Source organism: Streptomyces sp. NPDC042102, assembly GCF_055582305.1.
In genome coordinates this window covers 156,536-165,227 of record NZ_JBVJDL010000011.1, presented here as the reverse complement: position 1 = coordinate 165,227, position 8,692 = coordinate 156,536, and the positions used below count along the sequence as shown (strand labels likewise).

7 protein-coding genes and 1 pseudogene are annotated in these 8,692 nt (G+C 71.5%); 4 read left to right on the top strand and 4 right to left on the bottom strand.

Annotated features, from left to right (window positions below; all coding sequences use genetic code 11):
- From ACZ6KO_RS30335 to ACZ6KO_RS30320, 4 genes and pseudogenes are all read right to left on the bottom strand, one after another.
- A pseudogene (locus tag ACZ6KO_RS30335) lies at positions 1–137 on the bottom strand (ATP-binding protein); the annotation flags it as partial.
- Entirely contained in the window at positions 118–513 is a 396-nt protein-coding gene (locus ACZ6KO_RS30330; protein WP_401457033.1) for a DUF742 domain-containing protein, read from the bottom strand. The gene ACZ6KO_RS30330 and the pseudogene ACZ6KO_RS30335, both read right to left, overlap by 20 nt.
- 149 nt (positions 514–662) lie before the next feature.
- Positions 663–1,076, bottom strand: coding sequence for a roadblock/LC7 domain-containing protein (locus tag ACZ6KO_RS30325; RefSeq protein WP_008739864.1), 414 nt, complete (start codon positions 1,074–1,076; stop codon positions 663–665).
- Positions 1,077–1,085: 9 nt separating this feature from the next.
- Positions 1,086–4,724, bottom strand: a complete 3,639-nt coding sequence (locus ACZ6KO_RS30320) for a sensor histidine kinase (protein WP_469307182.1) — start codon at positions 4,722–4,724, stop codon at positions 1,086–1,088.
- 560 nt (positions 4,725–5,284) lie between these two features.
- Here ACZ6KO_RS30320 and ACZ6KO_RS30315 point away from each other — a divergent pair.
- The 4 genes from ACZ6KO_RS30315 to ACZ6KO_RS30300 all read left to right on the top strand — a co-directional run bounded on the left by ACZ6KO_RS30315 (position 5,285) and on the right by ACZ6KO_RS30300 (position 8,683).
- Positions 5,285–5,467 (top strand): hypothetical protein, encoded by a 183-nt coding sequence (locus ACZ6KO_RS30315; protein ID WP_226729351.1) that lies wholly within the window; start codon positions 5,285–5,287, stop codon positions 5,465–5,467.
- A 112-nt stretch (positions 5,468–5,579) separates the two neighbouring features.
- Complete coding sequence (locus ACZ6KO_RS30310) at positions 5,580–6,380, top strand: fumarylacetoacetate hydrolase family protein (RefSeq protein WP_469307181.1); 801 nt, start codon at positions 5,580–5,582, stop codon at positions 6,378–6,380.
- The gene (gene gltX / locus ACZ6KO_RS30305) at positions 6,373–7,848 is read left to right on the top strand and encodes a glutamate--tRNA ligase (protein ID WP_469307180.1); all 1,476 of its coding nucleotides are present in this window, start codon (positions 6,373–6,375) and stop codon (positions 7,846–7,848) included. Before ACZ6KO_RS30310 ends, gltX begins: the two co-directional genes overlap by 8 nt.
- A 106-nt stretch (positions 7,849–7,954) precedes the next feature.
- On the top strand, positions 7,955–8,683 hold the full coding sequence (locus tag ACZ6KO_RS30300) for an HAD family hydrolase (RefSeq protein ID WP_469307179.1): 729 nt from the start codon (positions 7,955–7,957) through the stop codon (positions 8,681–8,683).
- The last annotated feature ends 9 nt before the right edge of the window (positions 8,684–8,692 follow it).

Sequence of the window (8,692 nt, the reverse complement as noted above, 5' to 3'; positions counted from 1 at the left end):
AGGGGGTTGATCTCGGAGACCGCGCCGACGAACGTGGTCTTGCCCACGCCGAAGCCGCCCGCCACCACGATCTTCGCGGAGGTGGTGGAGCGAGCGGTCCCGGCGTGGGAGCCTCCGTTAGAGCTTGCGAAGTCCACTGAGAACCCTCTCGAGCAGCGTTACATCCGGCGTGCCGCCGGCCTCTCCATTGCCCGGCTGGTGGATGGCCACCATTCCGGCCTCGGCCAGGTCGGCCACGAGGATCCGGGCGACGCCGAGCGGCATCGACAGCAGTGCCGAGACCTCGGCGACCGACTTGACCTCGCGGCACAGCGTGCAGATGCGCTGGTGCTCGGGGAGCAGGCCCGACAGGTGCATCGGATCGGCCGTGGTGCTGACCAGCGCCTCGATGGCGAGCTGGTAGCGCGGCCGGGTCCGGCCGCCGGTCATCGCGTAGGGACGAACCAGCGGCTGGTCGCCTTCCGCGTACGACGAATCTCCGTACGAATCGGGGTAGGCGGGGGGCGGGGTCATGAGTCCTCCGGGCTGGACAGCAGTGGTCAGCGTGCCGTCTGACGGGGCCGGTGGGGGGAAGAGATGACGGCCTGGTGGTGGTACTTGGCTCCCGGGGCCAGGGGCCCGGGTCTTCCGGCCGGCAGTACCGGCCGGCCGGAAGATGGCGGTCAGATGAGCAGGCTGCCCTGCAGTTCCGCGCGCAGGTCCGGGGTGAGGACGCTGCCCGCGCGGTCCACGAGGAGGGCCATCTCGTAGCCCACGAGGCCGATGTCGCATTCGGGGTGCGCGAGCACGGCCAGCGAGGACCCGTCGGAGACGGACATCAGGAACAGGAATCCCCGGTCCATCTCGACCACGGTCTGGTTGACGGCGCCGCCCTCGAAGATGCGGGAGGCTCCGGCGGTCAGCGAGGTCAGTCCGGAGGCCACGGCCGCCAGCTGATCGGCGCGGTCACGCGGGAAACCTTCGGACATCGCCAGAAGGAGGCCGTCGGCGGAGACCACCACGGTGTGGGACACCCCAGGGGTGTTGTCCACGAAGTTGGTGATCAACCAGTTCAGGTTCTGTGCCGCCTGGCTCATCGAACTCAACTATCGCTCCTGCTGGTAAGTGGGGTCGATCTGGTAACTGCCGGTCGCGGGCCCGCTGTTGCCGGCCTGACGTCCCTGCTGGATACCCCGTCGGAGGTTGGTCAGACGGCCGCGGACGTCGTCCGGGGCACGGGAGACCTGCGGGCCGGACTGGGCGTCGGCCTGCTGCTGCGCCGTACCGGCCACGAGGTTCGCTCGCGGGACCCGGCGGGGCAGCCCCGAGGTCGTGATGCCGCCCGCGGCGGGCTGGCGCACGCGCTCGGCCTGGCGCATCAGCTCGTCGTTGGGCGAGGAGCGCCAGCTCACCGTCGGCGTGGCACCGGTGGCCTGGGCCGCGGGCTCGGCCGCGCGCTCCTGGCCGCGCTGCGGCATCATCGGCGGCTGCTGACGCTGCGGCGGCTGGGCCGTCGGCGCCTGCTGCGGCTGCTGGGGCACGTTCTGGCCGCCGTCCTGGCGGGACCAGTTGGACTCCAGCGTGTCGAAGATCGGGCTGCGGGCCTCCGAGGAGCTCGGGGCCGGCGGCAGCGCCTCCGGCTGGTGGCCCTGCGGCAGCCGCGGCGTCTCCGGCCGCGCCGGTACGGGCGCCTGCGGGGCGCCCTGGCCCTGCTGGCCGTACGCACCGACACCCGGACCGCCCGGCCGCGGCGCGCCGAAGTCGGGGCGGGCGAACTGACCGGTGGACGCCGGGTCCTGCCCGCCGCGCACGTCGGGGCGCTCGAACTGGCCGGTGGTGCTGTTGGCGCTGTTGGACTGGGGGTACGGGGCGTTGAAGTCCGGGCGGGCGAACTCCGCCGTCGAGCCGGGGCCCGTCAGCTCGTCGTGACCGCGCGGGACGTCCTGGCCGCCCCGGCCCGGGGCGGCACCCCAGCTGGTGGTCTGCGGCTGGCCGGCCGGAGCGCCGCCGGCGCCCGGGAGCTCCGGACGCGGCGCGCCACCGCGCGGGGGCAGCTGCGCCCGCGGGCCGCGGCCCTGCGGAGCTGCGGGCGCGGACGGCGTGGCCGGCATCGGGGGCGCCGGCTGCGGCCGCTCGAAGCCGCCCGTGCCCTGGGGGAACCCGGCCGGACCGGCCTGGGCCGACGGCGCGGGAGCCGGACGCTGCTGCGGGCCACCGGCCGGCGGCCCGGCGGGCGAGGACGCGGCGGGGCCGCGGCCGGGACCGGCCGGAGCGCCGGCGCCGAAGGCGTTCTGGGTGGGACCCGCGGGCGCGCCCGGACCACGCTGCTGGCCGCGCTGCTGACCGGAGCCGTCGCGGCCCGGCAGGGCGGCACGCTGGGCGCCGCCGGGAACCTGACTGCGCTGCGGGCCCGCGCCGACCGGCTGACGGGCACCCGGAGCGGCCATGGAGTTCTGGGCGCCGGCCTGCTGGCCGCCGGGACCGCCCGGGGTGCCGGGCGCGCCGCCCGGACCGCCCTGACCGGGCATCGGGCCGGGCTTGCGGCCGCCCTGGGCCACGTCGACCGGGAGCATGACGAGCGCCGTCGTACCGCCGGAGTCGGAGGGACGCAGCTGGATGCGGATGCCGTGTCGCAGGGACAGGCGGCCGACCACGAACAGACCCATGCGCCGGGAGACCGACACGTCCACGGTGGGCGGCGACGCGAGCCGCTCGTTGATCGCGGCGAGGTCCTCGGGGGACAGACCGATACCGGTGTCGTGGATCTCGACCAGCACGCGGCCGTCGGGCAGCGCGTGACCGGTCACCTTGACCTTGGTCTGCGGCGAGGAGAACGAGGTCGCGTTCTCGAGCAGCTCGGCGAGGAGGTGCACGAGGTCGTTGACGACGCGGCCGGCCACATCGGTCGAGGGGACCGAGGCCAGTTCGATGCGCTCGTACTGCTCCACCTCGGACGCGGCGGCACGGAGCACGTCGACGAGCGGGACGGGGCGGGTCCACCGGCGGCCCGGCTCCTCGCCCGCGAGGACGAGGAGGTTTTCGCCGTTACGGCGCATACGGGTCGCGAGGTGGTCGAGCTTGAAGAGCGAGGACAGCTGGTCCGGGTCGGCCTCGCGCGACTCCAGCTCGGAGATGAGCGAGAGCTGGCGCTGGATGAGGCCCTGCGAACGGCGCGAGAGGTTGGTGAACATCGCGTTGACGTTGCCCCGCAGGAGGGCCTGCTCGGCGGCGAGGCGGACGGCCTCGCGGTGCACGTCGTCGAAGGCCGCGGCCACCTGGCCGATCTCGTCGCGCGAGTGCACACCGACGGACTCCACGGACGTGTCCACGTCCTGCGGGTCGGTCTCGGACAGCTGCTTGACGAGCTCGGGCAGACGTTCCTGGGCGACCTTGGTCGCGGTGTCCTGGAGCCGGCGCAGCGAACGGATCATGGACCGGGCCATGATGAACGCGCCGACGAGGGAGACGCCGAGGACGAGGAGGATCAGCGCACCGTTGATGATGGCGTCGCGCTGCGACTCGTTCTTGAGCTCGCGGGCCTTCTGCTCCATGTCCTCGAGCAGCGTGAGCTCGATGACCTTCATGGCGACGAGCTTGGTGTCGTCCGCGTCGTACCAGTCCATCCAGGACCGGTTCTTCTCCTTGCCGAGCTGCCCCGGGTTGCTGAGCACGCGGCGGGCGTAGTGGTCGGCGGTGCCGACCTCGGCGTTGCCGTCGCCGAGCGACTGCAGGAGGTCCTCGGCCTTGCCCTGGTAGACGAGCTCGAAGGTCTTCCTCGCCTGGCCCTCACCGCGGAGCGCGGACTGGCCGTACAGACGGTTGTTCTCGTCCATGACGCCCGGCTTGTCGCCCGTCTCGGGGAGGGCGGCGGCGATGATCGCGCGCTGGATCGAGGCGTACTCCTTGGCGGAGGAGAACGCGGCCAGGGCGCGCGTACGCTTGATCATCTCCGGGTTGGAGGTGGCCTGGGCCATGTCCTGGGAGAGCGAGAGCAGGGAGACGATCAGCGAGTTGTACTCGGTGATCGTCTGCTGGGCGCTGACCTGGTACGCCTTCTTGCGGATGTCGTCGATGGTCGCGAGCTGACGGCCGATCTGCAGGATGTTGTTGCGGATCGACTTGAGGGTCTCGTCGGTGTCGCTCTGGGTGTCGACCTTGTCCGTCGCGGCGTTGAAGGCCGCCAGGGCCGAGTCCGTGGAGTCACGGACGCCCTCGACGATGCTGTTGGGCTTGCCGGCCTTCTCGGGGTTGTTCTTGTCGACCGTCAGCGGACCCGCGGACTTGTCCCGCTCCTCCTGGAGCATGGCGGCCAGGTTGGTGGCCTGCCGGGTCATCGTCGTCAGGAGCTGCATGTGCTCCAGCTGATCGATGTCGTTGAGCGAGTCGTTGATACGGAAGCCACCCAGCGTGGTGGCCGCGACGACCGGCAGGGTCAGCAGCGACACCAGTCGCGTGCTGATGCGCCAGTTCTGCATGGACAGACGGGAACCGGACCCACTGGGGGCCTTGGGTATCGCCTGGTCCTGCTCGACGGCCTCGTCCGGCGGCGTGGTGGCGCCGCGGCCCTTGCCCTTGTTCCGGCCCCTGCCCGCCTTCACGGGGGTGGGGGAGGAGGTGTCGGGGGCGCCTTGACCGGCAGCCGGCCCGCGGTTCTGGGCGTGCTGGGGCGAGGAGCCACGGTCGGTCCCGCCGCGCGGCTCCTGCTCCGCCGCAGCGCTGCCATCCCTCTTGAATCGTCCCTGCACTAGCGTCGCAACCTCTGGACCAGGCGTCCCTCCGGGTGACCGGTGGGACGGTGTCGAGTCGTGGGGCGCGAATGGCCCCATGGTGGTCGTAGGTGACCGGCGCGTCTCCCCTTCCTGCCCGCCGGGCTCGGCGCGTGGAAGCGCCCCCTGCGCGCCGGCTGATACCCGCGGCGGTCCCGCGAATTCCAGCACAGTGCTCGATCTCCAACAAGGTGCGAGCGTGGCCCCGGAGCGTCGGTGACGTCACGTGACGGAGGCGCTACGTGGCGTGGAGGCTCTTTCGGTAGGAATCGGACGTACACCACCCAAACGACGAGATCGTCAAGGTGTCCCAGTCGAGATGATCAGGAGCGGAATGGCGCATTCAGTGGCGCAATGTCCGTTTCTTCGGGTCATTTTGACTGCCTGCAATGTCCATAATGCCCGGTCACTGGTGAGCAAACTCACACAGCTGTGGCCATTACTTCCCGGTTCCCGCGGGGATGCCGATGTTTAGCCTGAGCCTTTACAGGGGTGGCACATCCGACAACCGCCCCAGTGACCGAGGACCCGATACCCCGATGAAGACGACGATGATGTTCCGCAACATAGCCAACCCGCGCCGCACCACGCTCGCCCACCTCAAGGACGCCGAGGAGCTGCAGGCGCCGCAGGCCCCGGAGCACGCCGTCGAGCTGCCCACCCAGACGGCCAACCCGCGCCGCACCGTCCTCATGGACGCCCCGGCCGCCGCCGCGCAGTAGCGGCGGGGCCCCGCGCCGCCGCGCGAACAGCGCGGGGAGGCGCTGCCCACCGCGTTAGCCTGGAGTCCGCAGACTCCAGCCAGCGGAAACACAAGAGGGGCAGACGCAACACGTGCGCATCGCCAGGTTCTCGATCGACGGCAACGTCGCCTTCGGCGCGGTCGAGGGCGACGCCGCCCCCGGCGCCGAGGGCGAGCTCGTCCTCGACATCATCAAGGGCATCCCGTTCGCGGACTTCGAGCTCTCCGGCACGAAGGTCCCGCTGAACAAGGTCCGCCTGCTGCCGCCCGTGCTCCCGAACAAGATCGTGGCCATCGGCCGCAACTACGCGGAGCACGCGGCGGAGCTCGGCAACGAGGTCCCCGAGGCCCCGATCACCTTCTTCAAGCCCTCCACCTCCGTGGTCGGCCCGGGCGACCCCATCGCGTACCCCTCCTTCACCCAGGACCTCCACCACGAGGCGGAGCTCGCCGTGGTGATCGGCCGGATGTGCCGCGAGGTCCCCCGCGAGCGGGTCAAGGACGTCATCCTCGGCTACACCTGCGCCAACGACGTCACCGCGCGCGACGTCCAGCAGCGCGAGAAGCAGTGGTTCCGGGCCAAGGGCTTCGACAGCTCCTGCCCGCTGGGCCCCTGGATCGAGACGGACCTCGACCCGGCGGCGGTCGCCGCGGGCCTGGCCGTCCAGTGCACGGTCAACGGCGAACAGCGCCAGCTGGGCAGCACCAGCGACATGGTCCGCTCCGTCGAGGACCTGATCGTGCACATCACCGAGGCGATGACGCTGCTCCCCGGCGACGTCGTCCTCACGGGGACCCCGGCCGGAGTCGGCCCCCTCAACGTCGGCGACGAGGTCGCCGTCACCATCGAAGGCATCGGCACTCTCACCAACAAGGTGATCAAGCGTGGCTAACGGCTCCGTCCGCGTACGTTTCTGTCCCTCCCCGACCGGCAACCCCCACGTGGGCCTGGTCCGGACCGCCCTCTTCAACTGGGCGTTCGCCCGCCACCACGGTGGCACGTTCGTGTTCCGCATCGAGGACACCGACGCGGCGCGCGACTCCGAGGAGTCCTACGAGCAGCTGCTCGACTCCCTGAAGTGGCTCGGCTTCACCTGGGACGAGGGCCCCGAGGTGGGCGGCCCGCACGCCCCCTACCGCCAGTCCCAGCGGATGGGCCTCTACGCGGACGTCGCTGCGAAGCTCATCGACGGCGGCTACGCGTACCACTGCTACTGCACCGCCGAGGAGCTCGACGAGCGCCGCGAGATCGCCCGCCGCGAGGGCCGCCCCTCCGGCTACGACGGCATGTGCCGCGTGGTCACCCCCGAGCAGAAGGCGGCGTACGAGGCCGAGGGCCGCACCTCGATCGTGCGCTTCCGGATGCCCGACGAGCCGATCACCTTCACCGACCTGGTGCGCGGCGAGCTGACCTTCACCCCGGAGAACGTGCCGGACTACGGCATCCTGCGGGCCAACGGCGCGCCGCTGTACACGCTGGTCAACCCGGTCGACGACGCGCTGATGGAGATCACGCACGTGCTGCGCGGCGAGGACCTGCTGTCCTCCACCCCGCGCCAGATCGCCCTCTACAAGGCGCTGATCGAGCTGGGCGTGGCCAAGGAGATCCCGCAGTTCGGCCATCTGCCGTACGTCATGGGCGAGGGCAACAAGAAGCTCTCCAAGCGCGACCCGCAGGCCTCGCTGAACCTCTACCGCGAGCGCGGGTTCCTGCCCGCGGGCCTGCTCAACTACCTGTCGCTGCTGGGCTGGTCCTTCTCCAAGGACCAGGACATCTTCTCGATCGACGAGATGGTGGCGAAGTTCGACATCACGGACGTCAACGCCAACCCGGCGCGCTTCGACCTCAAGAAGTGCGAGTCGATCAACGGCGACCACATCCGCATGCTGGACCCGAAGGACTTCGCGGACGCCTGCGCCCCCTGGCTGCGGGCCCCGCACGCCCCCTGGGCGCCGGAGGACTTCGACCCGGTCGCCTGGGAGGCCATCGCGCCGCACGCCCAGACCCGGGTGACCGTCCTGTCCGACATCACGGACAACGTCGACTTCCTCTTCCTGAAGGAGCCGGCGTTCGACCAGGCCTCCTGGGACAAGGCGATGAAGGGCGAGCCGGCCGCGCTGCTCACCACGGCCCGCGCGCACCTGGAGGCGGCGGACTGGAGCGACCCCGAGTCGCTCAAGCAGGCCGTCCTGACCGCCGGCGAGGCCCACGGCCTCAAGCTCGGCAAGGCCCAGGCCCCGGTCCGCGTCGCCGTGACCGGCCGCACCATCGGCCTGCCGCTCTTCGAGTCCCTGGAGATCCTCGGCCGGGAGCGCACCCTGGCCCGCATCGACGCGGCCCTGGCCAAGCTCGCCGCGTAGGCACCGGCGGTCGGCGCACCCCGTCGCACCGCGTTCATCACCCGTACGTCCTGAAGCGCCCGGAAAGGCCCCCCGCCGCCGGGCGCTTCGGCGTAAGGTCGGTCACATGCCGATCCGCGCCGTGCTGTGGGACATCGACGACACGCTCTTCGACTACACGGGGGCGGACGCCGCCGGGCTGGCGCGCCACCTGGTGGACGAGGGGCTGGGGGAGAGCTACGGCACACCGCTCCAGGCGCTGGCCCGCTGGCGCGAGATCACCGACCGGAACTGGGCGCGCTTCGCCGCCGGCGAGGTGGGCTTCCAGGAGCAGCGGCGGGACCGGGTCCGGGACTTCCTGGAGCGGCCCGAGCTGGGCGACGAGGAGGCCGACGACTGGTTCGAGCGGTACGTCGCGCACTACAAGGCCGCCTGGGCGCTCTTCCCGGACGTCCTGCCGGTCCTGGACGCCCTGGGCGCGGACTACCGCCACGGGGTGCTGTCCAACTCCAGTACGGCCAACCAGGACCCCAAGCTGCGTCACCTGGGGCTGCGCGACCGCTTCGAGGTGCTGGTGTGCGCCGCCGAGCTGGGCGTGAGCAAGCCCGAGGCCGCCGCGTTCCGGGCGGCGTGCGACGCCCTGGGGCTGCCGGCCGCCGACGTGGCGTACGTCGGGGACCAGCCGGAGATCGACGCCCGCGGCGCGCGGGACGCCGGGCTGGTCGCCGTATGGCTGGACCGGGACGGCGAACGCGGTCCCGGACCGGACGGAGTGCACCGGATCAGGGGACTCGCCCAGCTCCCGGAGCTGCTGGCCGGGGATACCCGTTTTGGAGCACGGTCAGGCATCCGGTAATGTTCTTTC

Bases quoted from the DNA above. Each gene is read 5' to 3' on its own strand.
- ACZ6KO_RS30330 (WP_401457033.1), bottom strand. From the start codon at position 513: ATGACCCCGCCCCCCGCCTACCCCGATTCGTACGGAGATTCGTCGTAC.
- ACZ6KO_RS30300 (WP_469307179.1), top strand. From the start codon at position 7,955: ATGCCGATCCGCGCCGTGCTGTGGGACATCGACGACACGCTCTTCGAC.
- ACZ6KO_RS30325 (WP_008739864.1), bottom strand. From the start codon at position 1,076: ATGAGCCAGGCGGCACAGAACCTGAACTGGTTGATCACCAACTTCGTG.
- ACZ6KO_RS30315 (WP_226729351.1), top strand. From the start codon at position 5,285: ATGAAGACGACGATGATGTTCCGCAACATAGCCAACCCGCGCCGCACC.